The sequence below is a fragment of the Variovorax sp. SRS16 genome, assembly GCF_901827165.1.
Taxonomy (GTDB): domain Bacteria; phylum Pseudomonadota; class Gammaproteobacteria; order Burkholderiales; family Burkholderiaceae_C; genus Variovorax.
The window spans coordinates 2,813,554-2,833,000 of the sequence record NZ_LR594666.1 but is presented as its reverse complement, the minus strand read 5'-3'; the positions used below and the strand labels follow the sequence as shown (position 1 = coordinate 2,833,000).

Genomic DNA, 19,447 nt, shown 5'->3' with positions numbered 1-19,447 from the left:
GGGACGAACTGTAGCCGGCGCGTGGATCCGCCTAGCACAGCGACCCGTCCTGCGCTGCGCAACGTCCATTGCCTCGTTGGCGACAATCGGGGCATGACTTCCTCGCGTTTCTTCAGGATCGCGCTCGTGCTGGGCCTGTTGTCGGCCGTCGGGCCGTTCGCGATCGACATGTATCTGCCGGCGCTGCCGGAGATCGGCAGCAGCCTCGGTGCGGCGATCGGTCCGGTGCAGATGAGCCTGACGGCCTTCTTCCTCTCGCTCGGCGTGGGCCAGCTGCTCTACGGTCCGGTGTCGGACATGGTGGGGCGCAAGCCGCCGCTGTATTTCGGGCTCGGGCTGTTCGCGCTGGCCAGCGTCGGCTGCGCGCTGGCGACCGACATCCACATGCTGATCGCGCTGCGCTTCGTGCAGGGCCTGGGCGCGGCCGCCGGCATGGCGATCCCGCGCGCGGTGGTGCGCGACCTCCACACCGGCAACGACGCGGCGCGGCTGATGTCGCTGCTGATGCTGGTGTTCAGCGTCTCGCCGATCCTGGCGCCGCTGGTCGGCAGCGCGGTGATCGCCTTCACCGGATGGCGCGGCGTGTTCTGGGCGGTGACCCTGGCCGCAGGCGCGGGCCTGCTGGCGACCGGCGCCTTCCTGAAGGAGACGCGGCCGGCGCAGGAGCGGGTCGAAAGCAGCCTCGGCAGCGCGGCCAGGGCCTACGGCCTGCTGCTGCGCGATGGGCACTACCTCGGCCTGGTGTTCATCGGCGCCTTCGCGATGGCCGGCTTCTTCACCTACCTGGCGAATTCGTCCTTCGTGATGATCGACCACTACGGCCTGTCGCCGACGCTCTACAGCGTGGCCTTCGGCGTCAACGCCGCGGCCTTCATCGGTGCCTCGCAGTTCAACGGCGCCTTGGGCGAGCGCTTCGGCCTGGTGCGGCTGGTCAAGTTCAGCGTCGGCGCCTGCGGCCTGGTGATGCTGGCGATGTTCGGCTATTTCGCCAGCGGCGGCGACCAGCTGGAGGTGCTGATCGTGCTGTACTTCATCGCCAGCGCGTTCATGGGCTTCGTCATTCCGACCACGTCGGTGCTGGCCCTGGAACAGCACGGTGCCATCGCGGGCACGGCGTCGGCGCTGCTCGGCACGCTGCAGATGCTGACGGGCGCGCTGGTGATGGCGGTGGTCGGCCTCTTCACCGATGGCCGCCCGCTGCCGATGGTGGCGGGCATGACGGCCGGTGCGCTGATCTCGGTGCTCCTGGTCTGGCTCACGCTGGGTGGTCCGCGAACGGCCGCACGCCGGGCCGCGGAGGCGAGCCGGTGAAGCCGGTGAAGCCGGCATTGGGCCCGCCGACCGACGGCTTGCCGCTGCCGCAGCGCTGGCACGCGATGCTGGTGATCATCCTGGGTATCGCGATCGCGGTGCTCGACGGCACCATCGTCAACCTCGCGCTGCCTGGCATCGCGCACGAGCTCCATGCGGACGCCTCGCACTCGATCTGGGTCGTCAACGCCTACCAGATCGCCACGCTGGTCATGCTGCTGCCGCTGGCCTCGCTCGGCGACCTGATGGGCTATCGGCGCGTGTACCTGGTGGGCATGGCGCTCTTCACGCTGTCGTCGCTCGGCGCCACGCTGGCGGATTCGCTCGGCACGCTGATCGCGGCGCGCGCGATCCAGGGCCTGGGCGCGGCCGGCATCATGAGCGTCAACGCGGCGATGGTGCGGCTGATCTATCCGTCCTCGCAGCTCGGGCGCGGCATGGCGATCAATTCGATGGTGGTGGCGACGGCCTCGGTGGCCGGGCCGTCGGTGGCGGCCTCGATCCTGTCGGTGGCCTCGTGGCCGTGGCTGTTCGCGGTCAATGTGCCGCTGGGCGCGCTGGTGATGGTGCTGGGCTGGCGTTCGCTGCCCGTCAATCGCGTGGCCGCCGCGGCGGGCTCGCGTTTCTCGGTCACCGACGTGGTGCTCAACATGCTGATGTTCTCGCTGATCTTCGTCGGCGCCGACCGGCTGGGCGTGCACAGCGCGTCGGCCCAGAGTGGCGGCGATGCGCTGGCGTGGGCGCTGCTGCTCGCGGGCGTGGCGGTCGGCTTCTTCTACCTGCGGCGCCAGAGCCGGCTCGCATTGCCGCTGTTTCCGGTCGACCTGCTGCGCATCCCGGTGTTCGCGCTCTCGATGGGCACCTCGGTCGGCGCGTTCTGTGCGCAGATGCTGTCTTTCATCGCGTTGCCTTTCCTGCTGCTCGAGACCTACGGGCGCTCGCACTTCGCGGCCGGCCTGCTGATCACCGCATGGCCGCTGGCGATCGTGGTGATGGCGCCGATCGCGGGCCGCCTGATCGGGCGCTATCCCGACGGCCTGCTGGGCGGCGTCGGGCTGGCGATGCTGGCCACCGGCCTGACGCTGCTCGCGGCGCTGCCGGCGCATCCGAGCGACCTCGACATCGTCTGGCGCATGGTGTTGTGCGGCCTGGGCTTCGGCCTGTTCCAGTCGCCCAACAACCACACCATCGTGAGCTCGCCGCCGCCGCATCGCAGCGGCGCGGCGAGCGGCATGCTCGGTACCGCGCGACTCACGGGGCAGACGCTCGGCGCGGTGATGATCGCCTGCATCTTCAGCTTCTGGCATCCCAGCGAAGGCAAGGGGCCGGTGGTGGCGCTCGGGCTGGCTGCCTGCTGTGCGGCCGTGGCCGCAGTGTTCAGCACGCTGCGTACGCGCGCGCCGGCCGCACGGCACGCCTGAACCGTGCTCGGCCGCTGTGCCGACAGGCGTTGCGGGCGATGCGGGTTGGCGTCCATACTGGGGCGATGAGCCAGATCGGCAAACCACCGGGAGACGACGCGCTGATCCGCCACGGCTGCGAAGCCGTCACCTGTCCGCCGGCCTCCAGGCCCTGGGTGCTGACCGCGGCCATTCTCGGATCGAGCATGGCCTTCATCGACGGCACGGTGGTCAACGTGGCGCTGCCCGCCATCCAGCATGCGCTGCATGCCACGGCCTTCCAGGCGCAGTGGGTGGTGGAGTCCTATGCGCTCTTCCTCGCCGCGCTGCTCCTGGTCGGCGGTTCGCTGGGAGATCATTTCGGGCGGCGCCGGATCTTCGCCCTCGGCATCGGCATCTTCGCGCTGGCTTCCGTCGGCTGCGCGCTCGCGGCCTCGGTGCAGCAGCTGATCGCGGCGCGCGCAGTGCAGGGCGTCGGCGGCGCCTTGCTGGTGCCGGGCAGCCTGGCGCTGATCAGCGCTTCGTTCCCCGAAAAGGAGCGCGGGCGCGCGATCGGCACCTGGTCGGGATTCAGCGGCATCACCGCGGCGATCGGGCCGGTGCTCGGCGGCTACCTGGTCGATCACTATTCCTGGGCCTGGGCATTCCTGATCAATGTGCCGATGGCGATCGCGGTGCTGGCGATCACGTGGCGCCACGTGCCCGAGAGCCGCGGCGGCCCGGCGGCCTCTGGTGCGCTGGACCTCTGGGGCGCGGTCCTCGCGACGCTCGCATTGGGAGGCATCGTCTACGCGTTCATCGAGGCACCCACGCAAGGATGGACCTCGCCGGCCGTGCTTGCGGCGCTGATCGCAGGCGTGGCGGGCAGCGTGGCGTTCGTCGCGGTCGAATTGCGCGTGCGTTCCCCGATGTTGCCTCTGGCGCTGTTGCGCATCGGCAATTTCGGTGGTGCCAACCTGCTGACGCTGCTGCTGTATGCGGCGCTCGGCGGCAGCCTGTACTTCTTCCCTCTGAACCTGATCCAGGTGCAGGGCTACTCGGCCACCGTGGCCGGCGCTGCGCTGCTGCCTTTCATCCTGATCCTGTTCGCGCTGTCGGGCTGGGCCGGGCAACTGGTCGACCGCTTCGGGCCGCGCCTGCCGCTGGTGATCGGGCCGGCCATCGCGGCGGCGGGTTTCGCGCTGTTCGCGGTGCCGGGTGTCGGCGCCAGCTACTGGACGGCGTTCTTTCCGGCGGTGGTGGTGCTCGGCCTCGGCATGGCGGTGACGGTCGCGCCGCTCACGACGACGGTGATGAATGCGGTCGGGCCCGATCGCGCGGGCATTGCGTCGGGCGTCAACAACGCGGTGTCGCGCACGGCCTCAGTACTGGCCATCGCGGTCTTCGGTGTCGTGATGGCCTGGGCCTTCGACGCAGCGCTGGCCGATGGCCTGCACGCGGCAGGCGCATCAACCGAGGCCAGCGCCTTTCTGGAAGGCCAGCGAAGCAGGCTCGCGGGTGCCGAATTGCCGGCGGGACTCGATGCGGCGGCAGCGGCCGCGTTGCGCAAGATCGTCGCCGAGTCCTTTGTCGCCGGTTTTCGCTGGGTGATGCTGCTCGGTGCCGGCCTGGCGCTTCTGAGCGCGCTGAGCGCGTGGATGCTGATCGAGAAACGGCCGGCGGCGGGGCAGGGCGAGCAGGGCTTGCCGGAATCTCGCTGAGCGCCGGCCCTGCGCGCGGCGATCAACGCAGCAGATGGCTGTCGGGCTCCTGCCGCAGCCGGGAAGGAGAAAGCTTCTCGCGCTTGTTCCAGTTCGCGCGGAACGCCTGCACGCTGCTGAAGCCGCAGCGCTCCACCACGTTCTCCAGCGTCAATCCGGAATCGAGCAGCAGGCGGCGCGCGAGTTCCATGCGCATCTCGATCTGGTAGCGCTTGATGCTGATGCCCGTCTCGGCAGAGAACAGGCGCGAGAGATGCCGCACGCTCAAGCCGAAGCGCTGCGCCAGGATCTCGCAGCCGTCGTTCGATGCGAGACCCTTGCCGATGGCATCCTGGACCGAATGCACGAGCTGGTTGCCATGAGACCGGTAGCGAAAGGGCACGTTGAGTTCGGGGTCGCTGCCGAAACGGCGGAAGTGAACCACGTTCTCGCGCGCCACCTGGACGGCAGCGTCGTCGCCGTAGGCATGGGCGACCACGTGCAGGGCCAGGTCCACGCCCGATGCCACGCCGGCCGAGGTCCACACGTCGCGGTCGCGAACGAGCACCCGGTTGTCGACGACATGCGCGTCGGGACACCAATGGCGCAGCTTGCGCACGAATCGATGGTGTGTCGTGCAGACACGGCCGCTGAGCAGTCCGGCCTGCGCGAGCAGAAAGGTGCCGGTGCACACGCCGCACAATTGCAGCGCCGGGGACCCGCTGGTCCTCACGCTGCGCAACCAGGCCACGGCCTCGGCCCACGGGGCCGACTGCATCAGCGTCTCGTCGAGCTTGCTTCCGATCACGAACAGCACGTCGCCATCGGCGAGCCGCGGCGGCAGCGCGCCGATGTCCGACAGCATGACTTTCTGGAAAGTGCGCAGCGTCGTTCGCGGGCCGACGCATTCCACGGGCACCCTCGCAATGCCGAGTTCCTTCAGTGTCGTAATGATCTGCAGCGGGCCTGCCAGATCGAGCAGGTGCGCATTGGCAACGACGAGGAAGAAGACTCTCCTCAACGTTCCCGGACCTCCAAAATCGGATGAGAACGCATAAGTACCTGTGACGTGTTTCTTGCCTAACATTTGTTCGCTCCCTTTTTTTCCAGTATAGAAAGAGAAAAGGCAGTGAGGTAACGGGATGTCTGAATATTTGCTATTTTGATCCGCTTATTTGCTCGAAACGATGGGCGCAAATCGTTAAATTCCAGGGCATGTCACACATCTCAGGCCGCGCCGCGGTCGCTTCATGATCGAGCTCGACGTCACTGCCCATTGGGTCACGCTGTTCGATGACGAGGTCGCCGCGGCGCTCGTTTCACTGGTCGATTGCGCGGTCGACGATGGCGGCACACTCGGCTATTCGGAGCCGTTGACACCCGACGAAGCGGCAAGCTTCGTCGCCAACCTGCGCCGCCGCGTGGAAGCCGGCGAGGCGCATGTCCTGCTGGGCCGCGTCTGTGGCGTTCCCGCCATGATGGCGGTGCTTGCATTGAACGGAATGCACAACTGCCGCCATCGCGCCGAGATCTGCAAGGGGATCGTGCATCCGTCGTTTCGGGGCCGTCGACTCGTCGAGATGGCGCTGAAGCAACTCGTGAAGCGCGCCGAGTCGCTCGGCATCGAGCAGCTGATTCTCGATGTCCGGGAAGGCAGCCGCGCGCATGCGCTGTGGAAGCGATTCGGCTTCTCTACTTACGGCGTGCTGCACGACTATGCGCGCATCGATGGGCGTACCTATCGCGGCCATTTCATGGTCCAGGCGGTCGGATCCCTGCGCACACGCCTCGGCTTGGACAAACACACCCATTGGATCAATGAAACGGAGAACCTCCATGCTTGAAAGAACGGCATTCAAGAGCGAACTGAAGCACCTGCTTCAAACCCACCTGACGCTTTCGCATCCCATCTTCCTGGAGCTGTTCGATCCCAGGCGACCGAACCTGGAGTTGTTGCGCAAGGTGGCGTTGCAGGGATACCAGCTGACCAAGCACTTCTTGAGCTATGTCGAACACCTGTACTTCCATTGCCCGCTGCCGAGGTTCAAGCGCGCGCTTCTGATCAATGTCTACGAGGAAGAGACCGGGCGCCTCTCCCGGACGGGCAATCACGTTGCGCTGATGCAGAACTTCATTGCCGCACTCGGCGTTTCCGATGCTGCGCGCGAGGCGGCGCAGCCACTGCCGGCGACCCGCGAACTCATCGAATATCGGCTGGCTGCGGTCAGGGACCCGGGCCGCTATCACGTCGGCGCTGCCGCGGTGATGATCGCGAGCGAGGGACAGAACCTCGAGACGCGTGCCGGCGAGCCGCGTCACGAGCTGCTTGCCAAGGCCTACGGATTGAGCCCGTTCGACCTGCAGTTCTTTTCCGTGCATCAGCAGGAAGATGTCGGGCACGTCGAGCAGGGACTGAGTCTGGTGGCCGAGCTGTGCACGACGCGCGCCATGCAGGACGAGGCACGCGATGCAGTCGACCACACCTGCCGGCTCTTCCATGCGATGTACGAGAACATGCACGTCGAATTCTGCCGCCCTGCGGCGCGCGCGATGACGGTCTGACCATGCAGTCCCCGACCCTTCAACGCGCGATGGTCTACCGGCTGGTGGCGCTCGGCTTTCTGGTGATGTTCCTTTCGACCAGCATCAAGAGCGTCTACCAGGTCTACTTCAGCCAGCTCGCCGTGCACTTCGGCACGGGGCGAGCCGATTTGGCCTGGTCCGGTTCGTTGTTCATGCTTGTCACGGGCCTGATGTCGCCGCTCTGCGGTGCGCTCTGCGATCGTGCCGGACCGCTGCGCACATTGCTCGCCGGCGCCTTGGCCGGTGGCGCCGCGCTCGTCGGCATGGCCTTGGCGCCGCAATCGCTGACGGCATTCGTGCTGATCTATGGCATCGGGGCGGCCTTCGCGCTCGCGGCGATGACCTACGTCCCGATGGGCATGCTGGTCGATCGTCTGTTCGAACAAAGGAAGAAGGGATTGGCCTATGCCATCGTCACCAACGGGACCGCGGTCGGCTTCATCGTGCTGTCGCCGTTCTGGATCTGGCTGCAGCCGAAAGTCGACTGGACGACAGCCTTCCTGGTGACAGGGCTCGTGCTTGCGGGCCCGGTCGCTGCGCTCGTGGCGTGGGCGTCGAAAGCTGCCGCGGCATCGGGTCTGGCGGAGCCGGAGCGCCGTTCCACCTCGGAGTCGGGCGCATGGCGGCAAGTCTGCTCGGATCCGGGCTTCTATGCGCTGGCCCTGGGGTTCCTGGGTTGTGGTGCCACGATGGCCTTCATCGACGTGCACCTCGTGCCTTACTGGCAGGACGCCGGCACGCCGCGCGCGCAGATGGGATTGAGCATGAGCCTGCTGGGCGTGCTCGAGCTCGCCAGTGGTCTTGCCACCGGCTGGCTGGCGATGCGCTGCAGCAAACGCATGCTGCTCGGCGCCTTCTATGCCTTGCGTTCGCTGGCGATGCTCATGCTTCTGAGTGGCGTGCCCGTTGTCCACACCGTGGGTTTCGCCGCCGTCTTCGGCGCGAGCTATCTCGGCACGGTGGTGCTGACCTCCATGTATTGCTTCGAGCGCTACGGCCCGCAGGTCAAGGGCCGGGTGTTCGGGGTGCTGTTCCTGGTGCATCAGCTCGGCGCATTCGCGTCGGTGCAATTCGGTGCCTGGTGCTATGACCTCACCGGCAGCTACCGGCTCTCCATCATGCTGTTGGCGAGCCTGACCGTCCTCGCCGCGATCGCCAGCTGGATCGGCCTGCGCCATCCGTCGCGAGACCTGGGGCGCGACACGGCGCTCGTTGCAAGTGCTTGATGCGCAGGGGCAGCCGCTGATGCAGGCCCGCGACGCAACCCGCGCCGTTCACGTCGGACAGCATCAGGATCTGTCCGATGCCCATTGCGAACCCATTGCACTCACTTCCTCCTACGTGTTCGCGTCCGCCGCCGATGCTGCGGGCAAGTTCAGCGGCGCGGTGCCTGGCAACGTGTATTCGCGCTTCACGAATCCCACGGTCCGCGCTTTCGAGCAACGGCTCGCCTCGCTGGAGGAGGCCGAAGACTGCGCCGCCTTCGCGTCTGGCATGGCGGCCATCGTGGCCATCGCGCATGCCTGCCTGGCGGCGGGCAGCAACGTGGTCTGTTCGCGCGACGTGTTCGGCACCACGCTGACCGCCTTTCGCCGCTACTTCGGCAAGCTCGGCATCGAGCTGCGTGCCGTCGGCCTGACGCAGTTGCACAGCTGGCATTCCGCCATCGACGAGCGCACGCGGCTCGTGTTTCTCGAAACGCCCTCCAACCCGTTGCAGCAGGTCGCCGACATCGGCGCGATCGCCGCCATCGCGCATGCGGCCGGCGCATGGGTCGTCGTAGACAACACGATGCTGACCCCGGTCTGCCAGAAGCCGCTGCGCTTCGGTGCCGATATCGTCGTTCACTCCGCCGGCAAGTACATCGACGGGCAGGGGCGGTCGATCGGCGGCGCGGCGCTGGGCAGCGAGCGGCTGATGGGCGAACTGCGCGGCGTGCTGCGCACGCTCGGATCCAGCCTCGGCCCGATGAACGCGTGGTTGCTGCTCAAGAGCATCGAGACGCTCGCACTGCGCGTGCATGCGATCAACCAGACGGCCGGTCGGCTGGCCTGCTGGCTGGCAACCCATCCGAAGGTCGCCAAGGTGCACTACACGGGCCTGCCGGGCCATGCGCAACGCGCCCTCGTGCAACGTCAGCAGACGGGTTGCGGCGGGGTGCTGGGCTTCGAGATCGCCGGTGGCCGCGAAGCTGCATGGCAGCTGATCGATGCGCTGCGGCTGGTGTCGATCGCAACCAACATGGGCGATACGCGCAGCATGGTGACGCATCCGGCCACGACCACGCATGGCAGGCTCACCCCCGAAGAACGCCAGCTCTGCGGCATCACCAGTGGGCTGGTGCGCCTGTCGGTTGGCCTGGAGCACCAGGACGACCTGCTGGCGGACCTCGACCAGGCACTGTCCACGCTGCCGGACTTCGATGCCGCGGCACGCGCGGCCGACGATCTCTCCACAGCGCACGCGCCATGCAGACCGCATTGAAGCTGCTGTTCTTCGCCTGCGTCGCCGCGCCGATGATCGCAGCCATCGGGCATTCGTCGCGGAGGATGGCCCTCGGGATCTGCGGCATCGCGTTGATGCTGTTCGTCCTTGCCCAGACGCGGGTCGACCCGCTCGCCGTCGGCTCGCTGCAGGTCGACGAGGCGCTGTTTCGCGGCGTCTGCGGGATTGGCCTACGCCCTTCGCGTTAGCGCGCATGGCCGATAGCCAAAAGTGCCGGCCGCCATCCACACTGCGCGTCGATGGACCGTTCACCCGGGCGGTCGATCCCGGAGGAATGGCAATGACCCAAGGTGGCTGGCGCGCGGCAAGGCTGTTGCCGCTTCTCGCATGCATGATCTTCGCGGTGGGTTCCAGCGCGCAGCAGCCCGGCGAAGTGCTCGACGAGGCCAAGCTGGCCGGCCGCGACGCGGCGTCGTTCACGCAGGCCTCGGAGGACTACTTCCACGACATGGATGGCGGCGTGGCACTCACGCAGGAAGAGATCAGGGGCCGCAACATGTGGCTGGTCTGGAGCGGCGGCAACGACCGCTTCTGGAACCAGATGACCGACTACACCTTCGGCGCCTTCGACCTGCTGAAGATCATCAGCTCGCACCCGAGCCTCGGCTATTCGAGGACCAACCGCTGGGACTATTTCGGCCTCGTGAACGAGCCTTGCTTCGAGAAGTCGACCGGCCCCGACAAGGCGCGCCGTGGCCTCTGGCTGGACGTGCGCAGCAAGAACTGCCCGGCCGATCCCTTCGAGAACGAAGGCAAGTACCCCGGCGTCGCAATCGGCTCGCGCGGCAAGCCCCTGGGCGACGGCACCACGCAGCCCATCGGATCCTTCTACGGCTGGGGCACGGGCATTGCCGGCCTGCGCCTCTTTCCCAATCCGGACTTCGACGCGAAGGCGGCCAAGGCCTGGGACGCCGACAGGTACTACACCGACCCCAGCTACTACAACCGCAAGGACCTGGTGCGTCCCTACCGCGTCGGCATGTCCTGCGGCTTCTGCCACCTGGGGCCGAGTCCGGTGAATCCGCCGGCCGATCCCGCGAACCCGAAGTTCGCCAACCTCAGCTCGTCGGTGGGCGCGCAATACATGTGGGTCGACCGGCTCTTCATCTTCAATTCGAACAAGCCCGAAGGCCGCCGGAACTACATGTACCAGCTCGCCCACACCTACCGGCCGGGCACCATGGACACCTCGCTGGTCTCCACCGACAGCATCAACAATCCGCGCACCATGAACGCGGTCTACGAGTTCGTCGGCCGCATGGGCATGGCCAAGCGGATCGGCCAGGAGAAACTGGGCGGCGGCGAGCTCGACAACAAGCAGTTCAACGACTATCTCACCAGCGGGCCGCTGCTCGAATTCTTCTCCAAGGCCGACGGCACAGTCCACACGCCCCATGTGCTGAAGGACGGCGCCGATTCGGTCGGCCTGCTGGGCGCGCTCAACCGCGTCTACCTGAACATCGGCCTCTTCAGCGAGGAGTGGCTGCTGCATTTCAATCCGGTGATCGGGGGCAAGACCATCACGCCGATCAAGATCGCGTCGGCGCAGAAAAACTCGGTCTACTGGCAGGCGACCGAAGCCGGCACGCCCGACACCGCGCTGTTCTTCCTGAAGGCCGCCCAGCCCGATCGATTGAAGGATGCGCCCGGCGGCAGCAAGTACCTGAATGCGGACTCGGCCGCGCTCGACCGCGGCAAGGTGGTCTTCGCCGACACCTGCGCACGCTGTCATTCGAGCAAGGGCCCGCCGCCGCCGCAGGCGCTCGACCTGCGTCCCGAGAAGTGCGCCGGTCCCGGCTACGTCGACTGTTTCAAGCGCTACTGGGGCTGGACGCAGACCGATGAATTCAAGGCCCAGATGCGCAAGATCGTGCAGGCGCCGGACTTCCTGCAAGGCAACTACCTGTCGAGCGACGCACGCATCCCCGTGACGCTGCTGCGCACCAACATCTGCAGCCCGCTCGCGACCAATGCGCTGGCCGGCAACATCTGGGACAACTTCTCATCCGACACCTACAAGAGCCTGCCGTCGGTCGGCACCGTCACGCTGAGCGATCCGTTCACCGGTGCGCCGCGGTCCTACGTCATGCCGGCCGGCGGGCGCGGCTACACGCGCGTGCCTTCGCTCATCAGCCTGTGGTCGACCGCGCCTTTCCTGCTCAACAACACGGTCGGCAAGTTCGACGGCAATCCCTCGGTCGAATCCCGCATGAAGGTGTTCGACGATGCGATCACGCAGATGCTGTGGCCCGAGAAGCGCGAGCAGGACGCGGTGCTGGGCGACAAGGTCGGCGGCACCATTGACCGCACGACCGAGCGCAGCGCGATCATCATCGCGCCCGGCTTCCTGCCCGAACCGCTGCAGCCGCTGCAGGGCGCGCTGCATCGCTGGTTGCCATGGCTGGTCGGCCGCGGCGACGATGTCACGCTCGGCCCGATTCCGCAGGGCGTGCCGATCGGCCTGCTCGCCAATCTCAAGCTGCGCGCCGAAAGCGACGATCTCGGCGACAAGGCCCAGCAGGTGCGCGACGCGGGCGACCTGCTGCTCAAGCTCAAGCTCGCGCTCGCCAGCGCGCCGGCCAATGCCACCGACGCCGAGCTGCGCCAGCATTTCGCGTCGCTCAAGGAGCCGATGCTGAAGCTCAGCAAGTGCCCCGACCTGGTGGTCAACCGCGGGCACTACTTCGGCACCGCGCAGTTCAACCGGCAGGAGGATCTGAGCGCCGACGAAAAGGCCTTCGGCCGCGAGCCGGAGCTGAGCGACGACGACAAGCGCGCGCTGATCGCCTTCCTCAAGACCTTTTGACCTCGACCTCCGACGCACCGATGGCCGGCGCCGACGCGCCCCGGTGGGACTACGTGATCGTCGGCTCGGGCGCGGGCGGCGGCACGCTGGCGGCGCGGCTGGTCGAATCGGGCATGCGGGTGCTGCTGCTCGAGGCCGGCGGCGATCCGCGCGCCGGCGGCGGGCGCCTGCCCGACGACTACGACGTGCCGGCCTTTCATCCCTTCGCCTGCGAGGACGCGGCGATGCGCTGGGACTTCCATGTCCGCCACTACGCCGACGAGGCGCAGCAGTCCAAGGATTGGAAATACCAGGCGGGGCAGGGCGTGCTGTACCCGCGGGCCGCGACGCTGGGCGGCTGCACCTCGCACAACGCGATGATCTTCATGCTGCCGCACGACAGCGATTGGGACCACATCGCGCAGCTCACCGGCGACCGTTCGTGGGCGGCTTCGCAGCTGCGCCGCTATGCGCATCGCGTCGAGGACTGCCGGCATCGGCCGCTGTGGCGTCTGCTGCGCCATGTCGGACTCGATCCCACCGGTCACGGCTGGAACGGCTGGCTGCGCACCGAGAAGGCCATGCCGCTGTCCGTGCTGGGCGACGAGGGCCTGCTGCGTCTGCTGATCGACAGTGCCGGCGCCTTCACGCGCGGCCTGCCCGCGCCGCTGCGCAGCGCCTTGCGCTGGGTGCGCGGCGGGCTCGGCGATCCCAATGCGCGGCACTTTCGGCCCGGCAGCTTCGAGGGCCTGTGCTACACGCCGCTCGCCACGTCCTCGCACCAGCGCACCGGCGTGCGGGAGCGCCTGCTGGCAGTGGCCGCGGCGCATCCGGGCCGGCTGCAGATCGAACTCAATGCGTTGGCGACGCGCGTGCTCTTCGATGCCGACGGCGCGGCCTGCGGTGTCGAATACCTGAAAGGCGCGCACCTCTACAAGGCCCATGCCGTGCCCAGCGAGAAGCCGGGCGATCGGTGCACGGCACGCGCGCGGCGCGAGGTCGTGCTGTGCGGCGGCGCGTTCAACACGCCGCAGTTGCTGATGCTGTCCGGCATCGGTGCGGCCGCGGAATTGCAGGCGCATGGCATCGCATTGCGCGCCGACCTGCCGGGTGTCGGCCGCAACCTGCAGGACCGCTACGAGGTCGCCGTGACGCACCGCATGCGCGAGCCCTGGCGGGTGCTGAAGGGCGCCCGCTTCGATCGCGACGACACGCTCTGGCGCCGATGGCAGCTGGAGCGCGAGGGCATGTACGCATCGAACGGCGCCGCGCTCGGCGTGGTCAGCCGCTCCGACGGCGCGCAGCAGCAGGGGCACGATCCGGACCTCTTCTGCATGGCGCTGCTGGCGCGCTTCGAAGGCTATTTCCCCGGCTTCTCGGCGCGCATCCGCGACCAGGCCGACCAGATGACCTGGGCCGTGCTGAAGGCCCACACGCGCAACCGCGCCGGCACCGTGCGCCTGCGCTCGGCCGATCCGCGCGACATGCCGCGGGTCGACTTCCACTACTTCGAGGAGGGCGACGACCAGGCCGGCGAGGACCTGCGCGCCGTGGTGCAGGCAATCCGCCAGGTGCGCGTCATGACGGCGCCGCTGATCGCCGGCGGCTGGATCGCCGAGGAACTCGCGCCGGGTGCCGAGGTGCAGAGCGACGAGGCGCTGGCCGACTATGTACGCCACACGGCCTGGGGGCATCACGCCTCGTGCTCGTGCCCGATCGGGCCGCCAGGGCAGGGCGGCGTGCTCGACAGCGTCTTCACCGTGCACGGCGTGCCGCGGCTGCGCGTCGTCGATGCCTCGGTATTTCCGCGCATTCCCGGATTCTTCGTCGCCGGTGCGATCTACATGGTGGCCGAGAAGGCCGCCGATGCCTTGCTGCACACAGCGTCGCAGACACCACTTTCGGCAAATTGACGCCCCCTTGCCAGGGGCAGACACTTTGCCGGCAACGAGGTTTCACCAGAGGAGAACGTGCATGGCCTACGACGTACAACAACTGCTCGACATGTCGCAGCAGCAACTCGACGACCTGTTCCGCACCAGCCCGCCGGGCGACGTCCCCTCCGGCGAGGCCGACGGCACCGCCATCATCGCGCCCGGCACGCGCTACACGTTGTCGATCGCGAAGACGATCAGCTACTTCGGCTGGCAGGGCAAAGTGTTCGATGCGGAGAACGGCGTGCTGAAGAACAAGGTCACGCCCTTCGGCGTCAAGGCTATCGTGGCCAAGGTCTACAAGGGCGACAGCTGGCTCGACGGCAAGGAGTGCATCGTGCTCGACTATTCGGAGACCTCGCTGGTCGCGCACTGGATCCGGGACGAGATCCGCCTCATCTCCCCGAACTTCTACCTGGGCAAGGTCTACTGGGGCAAGGAGCGGCTGATCGACTTCTGCCTCCAGTTCTGATGCGGTGACGCCTCCATCCCACTTCACGGTGGTCGCGCCGATCGCTCCGGGCCGCGAACCCGGCCTCAGGGCGATGCTCGACACGATGAACACCGAACCCGGCGTGGTCGACGCCGCGAATGCGCTGCTGCCTTTCGCTGCCTTCGAGCGGCTGCACTTCGCGCGCTTCGTCATCCTCGACGACATGACCATGGGCGACCTCGAAGTGTTCGGCCTGCCGCGTCCCGTGCTGCCGCAGTACCTGTCGTTCATGGGCGATTGCGATGGCCCGGCACGCGCGCAGCTGGCCGAGCTGGTGCAGCGTGCGGGCGAAGGGCTGCGCCGGATCTTCTCCCACTGCGAAGGCTTCGATGCGGCAGGTGATCTGCTCGGCTGGCTCGTGGCGCACGACCTGCCCGTGGCGACCCGCTATGTCAACTGGATCGGCCGCACGGTGCGGCAGGTGCACGAGGAGGCCGCGCTGCAGCGCGCACTGTCTTTGCGGGTGCCACGGCCTGCGACGGGTGGCGCGCAGGCCGATCCGCAAGCCACGCGCGATGCGCTGGTCGCCTTCGTGCGCGCCGAACAGGCCGCCGGCCGCCTCGCGCTCACGCCACCCGAGCCGACGCCGCCGGGATGGCAACTGCGCAACCTGCTGCACCTGATCGGCATCCCGGCGATCGGGCTCGTGCTGGCCGTGCTCGCGATCGCGCTGCTGCCGCTGGCGATCGTGCTGGCGGTATGGGCTGCCGTGACGCTTCGCCGCCACGAGCGAAGCGATCCGGAATACTGCCCGCGTCCCGACGCGGCCGCCGTGCTCGCGATGCAGCAGCTCGAGGACCATGACCTCAGCAACAGCTTCACGGCCGTGGGCGCCGTCAAGCCCGGCCGCTTTCGGCGCGCGCTGGTGCAACTCGTCCTGGTGCTGATCGACTATGCCGCGCGCCATCTCTTCGCACGCGGCCATCTCGCGCGCGTGCAGACCATCCATTTCGCACGCTGGGTCTTTCTCGACGACAAGACCCGGATGGTGTTCGCGAGCAGCTACGACGGCAGCCACGAGAGCTATATGGATGACTTCATCAACAAGGCGGGCTGGGGTCTCAACCTGGTCTTCAGCAACGGCTTCGGCTGGCCGCGCACCGCATGGCTGATCAAGCAGGGTGCCCGGCACGAGCTGCGCTTCAAGCACTACCAGCGGCGGCACCAGGTGCCGACCCAGGTCTGGTACAAGGCCTACCCCGGGTTGACGCTGACCGATCTCGACCGCAACCGGCGCATTCGCGACGGGCTGGAGCGGGCTGCGATGAACGATGCCGAAGCGCTCGAATGGCTGGGGTTGCTATGAGCGCGAGCACGATGCGATCGGTCGAGTACGAGGACATCCAGGGCCTGATGCGCTTCGGCTACGGCAAGCTCACCGAAGCCTGCTTCCTGCTGCTGCGCATCAAGGACCCAGCGGCTGCGCGCGCCTGGCTTGCGGGCGCGCCGGTTGCCAATGCGGCCGCTTGCGAACGCGCGCCCGAAACCGCGATGCAGATCGCCTTCACCAGCGAAGGCCTGCGTGCGCTCGGCGTAGCCGAGGACATCGTGCAAGGCTTCTCGCCGGAATTCATTGCCGGCATGAACGGTGACCCGAGCCGCGCACGCCGGCTCGGCGACCTCGGCCCGAATGCGCCTGCCGAATGGGCATGGGGTGGTGCGCCGCAGCGCCTGCCGCATGTGCTGGTGATGCTCTATGCGATGCCGCACAGGCTGCAGCCGTGGCAGGACGACGTGTGCGCTGCGCTTGCCGCAGGCTTCGACCGGATCGGCTGCCTCGCGACCTCCGACATGAAAGGCTTCGAGCCCTTCGGTTTTGCCGACGGCATTTCGGAACCCATGCTCGACTGGAAGCGCACGCGCGAGGCGCGTGACCAGGAGCTGCCGACCTACACCAACCTGTCTTGCCTCGGCGAATTCCTGCTCGGCTACCCGAACGAATACGGCGAGTACACCGATCGTCCGCTGCTCGATGCCGAACGCGATCCGCAGGCGATGCTCGCGCGCGCCGAGGACGACGCCGGCAAGGCCGACCTCGGGCGCAACGGCAGCTACCTGATCGTGCGCACGCTGCGCCAGGATGTCGGCCGCTTCTGGCGCTTTCTCGACGCACAGGCCGGCGGCGATGCAGCGCGGCGCGTGCAGCTGGCCCAGGCGATGGTCGGCCGCACGATGGACGGCGCGCCGCTCGTCGACTTCGCCGACAAGCGCATCGACGGCGAAGACGAACTGCGCAACACCTTCACCTACGACAAGGATCCGTCGGGATTGCGCTGTCCGTTCGGCGCCCACATCCGCCGCAGCAACCCGCGCAATGCCGACCTGCCGCCGGGCGATGAGGGCTTCATCTCGTGGGCCCGGCGCACGCTGGGATTCGACGCCGATGCGCTCGCCCGTGACCTGATCGCTTCGACACGTTTCCACCGCGTGCTGCGCCGCGGACGCGAATACGGCAAGGCGATGTCGATGAGCGAGGCGCTGGGCGGCGCGGCGGAGGGCGAAGACACCGGACTGCACTTCATCTGCCTGGGTGCCAACATCGCGCGCCAGTTCGAATTCGTGCAGGGCGCATGGCTCGCCGGCATCCGCTTCGACGGCGCACGCGACGAGAGCGATCCATTGATCGCCACCCATCTGCCGCGGCCCGACGGCACGCGCACCGACGCCTTCTCGATGCCCATGGCCTCGGGACCCGACGAGCGGATCGCGGGCCTGCCCCAGTTCGTCACCGTGCGGGGCGGCGCCTATTTCTTCCTGCCCGGCCTGCGTGCGCTGCGCTATCTGTCGAAGGTCCAGCCATGACGAATTCCAATGTCAGCCGTCCCGCGCCGAGGGCCAACACAGGCTCGGTGCTGCGCAACGTCATCAGCGACTCGGGCATGGCGCTGCTGCGCCTGGAGCGGCGCTTCGATCCCTTCGTGCGGCCGGCCTTCGACGCGCTGCTGCGCGATCCCCTGGCGCGCTTCACGACGGCGCTCATCAACAGCAAGCGAAAGGACGAAGGCCTCGGCATCGCCGAGGAAAGGCTGATGCCCGACGAGGAGAGCTTCACCGACTCGATCGTGCAGAGCTTCACGCGCCAGATGAGCGACCTCTGGAAGCCCGGCGGCTTCGAGCGCGGCGGCAACACCAAGACGCAGGGCATCGTGCGCGGCGAGTTCATCGTGCACGACGGCATCCCCGAACCGATGCGCCGCGGCATCTATGCGCAGCCGCAGACCTTTCGCGCCTGGGTGCGCTTCTCGGGCCCCGGTCCCTACATCACGCCCGACATCGACGACGTCGGCTTCATGAGCATCAGCATCAAGCTGATGGGCGTGCCGGGGCCGAAGCTGATGGACGACGAGCAGCACACGCTGGACATGTTCGGCGTCTCCACGCCGACCTTCGTGACGCCCGATGCCAGGGCGAATGCGGCGCTGCAGATCGAAAGCGTGAAGAACGCGCAGATCTTCTACTTCGTCAACCTGCACGATTCGCACGTGCTCGACCTGGTCATGCAGTCGCTCTTCATCAAGACGCAGAGCAGTCCCTTCGAAGCGCCTTACTTCAGCTGCGTGCCTTACCTGATGGGGGAGGGCCAGGCGATGCAGTACTCGGTGTGGCCGAGGTCGACGAAGCGCACGCCGATACCGCGGCTGCCCTTGCGCCCGCCGGACGACTACCTGCGCCAGGCGATGGTCGCCTCGCTGGCCGAAGGGGATGTCGAGTTCGACATCCGTCTGCAGATGCAGACCCATCCGCACCTCATGCCGATCGAGAACGCCGGGGTGCTGTGGCCCGAGAAGCTGTCGCCGCGCGTCACGGTGGCCACGCTGCGCCTGCCGCGTCAGACCTTCGATTCACCGCTGCAGATGGACTTCGCCAAGCGGCTGTCGTACAACCCGTGGCACACCATCGCCGAACACCGGCCGCTCGGCAACCAGAGCCGGGCGCGCAAGCGCATGTACTGGGAGCTGTCGAAGCTGCGGCATTCGATGAATGCGGTACCGCACTACGAGCCGACGGGCGACGAAGTGTTCGAATAGATGGAACCTCGGCAGCGGACCCCTGTCGAAGCCGCGAGAGGTACATCGAATGAAAAAGCGCTGGATTGCCATGGCCGTGGTGGCTTATTGCGGAGCGGCCGTGATCGGCGCGGAAATTGCATCGGTGGTCATGAGCCCCGGATCTTCGGCCGCACCGGTCGCAGACGCTGCCCCGCAAGCCGCGCCGGCGGCCCCGGTCGTTGCGGCGGCCCCGGCTCCGGCCGCCGCGCCGGCCAACTTCAGGAAGATCGAATGGGATGCGCTGGTGCCCAAGGACTGGGATCCCCAGAAGCGCTTCCAGAATGCCGACCTGAATGCGTTGAGCGACTCGGATCCCAAGGCGAAGAAACTGCTCGCGGACCTGCGGGCGGTCTGGGACAGCGCGCCGACGGTCAGCGCCCTGGAAGGCGCGGCGGTCAAGTTGCCCGGCTACGTGGTTCCGCTGGAGGAAGTCGACGGCAAGCTGAAGGAATTCCTGCTGGTGCCGTACTTCGGCGCCTGCATCCACACGCCACCGCCGCCGGCCAACCAGATCGTCCACGTGATCACTGCCAAGCCTGAAGAAGGACTTCATGCCATGGACACCGTCTGGGTCAGCGGAACGATGCAGAGCGTCCGCTCCAATTCCGAGATGGGTGTCAGCGGCTACCGGATGGCCGAGGCCACGGTCGAACCCTACACAGCCCCCAAGCCGCAATGAACGTGGTCAGTTGGAGGTCAAGGTCGGCG

16 protein-coding genes are annotated in these 19,447 nt (G+C 67.5%); 15 read left to right on the top strand and 1 reads right to left on the bottom strand.

Annotation, left to right across the window (positions count from 1 at the left end):
* The first annotated feature begins 93 nt into the window (after positions 1 to 93).
* The 3 genes from E5P2_RS13765 (at position 94) to E5P2_RS13755 (ending at position 4,411) form a co-directional block, all read left to right on the top strand.
* Positions 94 to 1,311, top strand: coding sequence for a multidrug effflux MFS transporter (locus E5P2_RS13765; RefSeq protein WP_162567704.1), 1,218 nt, complete (start codon positions 94 to 96; stop codon positions 1,309 to 1,311).
* Positions 1,312 to 1,376: 65 nt separating this feature from the next.
* Complete coding sequence (locus tag E5P2_RS13760) at positions 1,377 to 2,732, top strand: MFS transporter (RefSeq protein ID WP_162570487.1); 1,356 nt, start codon at positions 1,377 to 1,379, stop codon at positions 2,730 to 2,732.
* 65 nt (positions 2,733 to 2,797) lie between these two features.
* Positions 2,798 to 4,411 (top strand): MFS transporter, encoded by a 1,614-nt coding sequence (locus E5P2_RS13755; protein ID WP_162567703.1) that lies wholly within the window; start codon positions 2,798 to 2,800, stop codon positions 4,409 to 4,411.
* 22 nt (positions 4,412 to 4,433) lie between these two features.
* Here E5P2_RS13755 and E5P2_RS13750 read toward each other — a convergent pair whose 3' ends face one another.
* The gene (locus E5P2_RS13750) at positions 4,434 to 5,411 is read right to left on the bottom strand and encodes a GlxA family transcriptional regulator (protein ID WP_162567702.1); all 978 of its coding nucleotides are present in this window, start codon (positions 5,409 to 5,411) and stop codon (positions 4,434 to 4,436) included.
* A 229-nt stretch (positions 5,412 to 5,640) separates the two neighbouring features.
* On the opposite strand from E5P2_RS13750, the gene E5P2_RS13745 reads away from it, so the two are divergent.
* The 12 genes from E5P2_RS13745 (at position 5,641) to E5P2_RS13690 (ending at position 19,418) form a co-directional block, all read left to right on the top strand.
* Complete coding sequence (locus tag E5P2_RS13745; protein WP_162567701.1) at positions 5,641 to 6,234, top strand: GNAT family N-acetyltransferase; 594 nt, start codon at positions 5,641 to 5,643, stop codon at positions 6,232 to 6,234.
* Positions 6,227 to 6,952, top strand: a complete 726-nt coding sequence (locus tag E5P2_RS13740; RefSeq protein WP_162567700.1) for a TenA family transcriptional regulator — start codon at positions 6,227 to 6,229, stop codon at positions 6,950 to 6,952. Before E5P2_RS13745 ends, E5P2_RS13740 begins: the two co-directional genes overlap by 8 nt.
* A 2-nt stretch (positions 6,953 to 6,954) precedes the next feature.
* A complete protein-coding gene (locus E5P2_RS13735; protein WP_162567699.1) occupies positions 6,955 to 8,199 on the top strand; it encodes an MFS transporter in 1,245 nt (414 codons plus the stop codon).
* Positions 8,200 to 8,218: 19 nt separating this feature from the next.
* Positions 8,219 to 9,457 carry an O-succinylhomoserine sulfhydrylase gene (locus tag E5P2_RS13730; protein WP_162570486.1) on the top strand — a complete coding sequence of 413 codons (1,239 nt, stop codon included), beginning with the start codon at positions 8,219 to 8,221 and terminating at the stop codon, positions 9,455 to 9,457.
* Complete coding sequence (locus tag E5P2_RS13725) at positions 9,454 to 9,666, top strand: hypothetical protein (RefSeq protein ID WP_232080695.1); 213 nt, start codon at positions 9,454 to 9,456, stop codon at positions 9,664 to 9,666. The genes E5P2_RS13730 and E5P2_RS13725 overlap by 4 nt, the downstream gene beginning before the upstream one ends.
* A gap of 92 nt (positions 9,667 to 9,758) precedes the next feature.
* Positions 9,759 to 12,284: a hypothetical protein gene (locus E5P2_RS13720; RefSeq protein WP_162567697.1), complete on the top strand. Its 2,526-nt coding sequence runs from the start codon at positions 9,759 to 9,761 to the stop codon at positions 12,282 to 12,284.
* The gene (locus E5P2_RS13715) at positions 12,281 to 14,176 is read left to right on the top strand and encodes a GMC family oxidoreductase (RefSeq protein ID WP_232080694.1); all 1,896 of its coding nucleotides are present in this window, start codon (positions 12,281 to 12,283) and stop codon (positions 14,174 to 14,176) included. The genes E5P2_RS13720 and E5P2_RS13715 overlap by 4 nt, the downstream gene beginning before the upstream one ends.
* Positions 14,177 to 14,237: 61 nt before the next feature.
* A complete protein-coding gene (locus tag E5P2_RS13710) occupies positions 14,238 to 14,669 on the top strand; it encodes a hypothetical protein (protein WP_162567696.1) in 432 nt (143 codons plus the stop codon).
* 4 nt (positions 14,670 to 14,673) lie between these two features.
* Entirely contained in the window at positions 14,674 to 15,996 is a 1,323-nt protein-coding gene (locus E5P2_RS13705) for a hypothetical protein (RefSeq protein ID WP_162567695.1), read from the top strand.
* Positions 15,993 to 17,492: a Dyp-type peroxidase gene (locus E5P2_RS13700; protein WP_162567694.1), complete on the top strand. Its 1,500-nt coding sequence runs from the start codon at positions 15,993 to 15,995 to the stop codon at positions 17,490 to 17,492. Before E5P2_RS13705 ends, E5P2_RS13700 begins: the two co-directional genes overlap by 4 nt.
* A complete protein-coding gene (locus tag E5P2_RS13695) occupies positions 17,489 to 18,718 on the top strand; it encodes a hypothetical protein (protein ID WP_197908501.1) in 1,230 nt (409 codons plus the stop codon). Before E5P2_RS13700 ends, E5P2_RS13695 begins: the two co-directional genes overlap by 4 nt.
* 49 nt (positions 18,719 to 18,767) lie before the next feature.
* Positions 18,768 to 19,418 carry a DUF3299 domain-containing protein gene (locus E5P2_RS13690; RefSeq protein WP_232080693.1) on the top strand — a complete coding sequence of 217 codons (651 nt, stop codon included), beginning with the start codon at positions 18,768 to 18,770 and terminating at the stop codon, positions 19,416 to 19,418.
* Positions 19,419 to 19,447 lie beyond the last annotated feature (29 nt).